At 74.5% G+C, this 235-nt stretch carries 1 pseudogene; it reads right to left on the bottom strand.

The annotated features are described in order from the left end of the window. Window positions 1-235 (bottom strand): annotated as a pseudogene (locus tag KVS71_RS18960) (lysophospholipase); the annotation flags it as partial.

Genomic DNA, 235 nt, shown 5'->3' with positions numbered 1-235 from the left:
AGGCCGAAGTGCTTGAGCAGCGGCGCCCCCGTCGTGAGCGAAACCTCTTCGAAAGCCTTCCACACCGCGGGGTCACGGCTCAGCCACTCGTATCCGGTCGCGACGTCGGCGGCCCACGCGGCGTTCAGCGGCGCCGGGTTCAGGGGGCGAGGCGGGCGCAGCGCCGGGCCCGACAGGAGGACCGCATCGGAGGGCTCCCCGTGCCCGGTCACCAGCACCCGCGCGAGGGACGGCC

Origin of the sequence: Microbacterium sp. GbtcB4, assembly GCF_019091465.1 — a bacterium.
In the GTDB taxonomy this organism is placed as follows: domain Bacteria; phylum Actinomycetota; class Actinomycetes; order Actinomycetales; family Microbacteriaceae; genus Microbacterium; species Microbacterium paraoxydans.
This window is presented reverse-complemented; position numbering and strand designations above follow the sequence as displayed.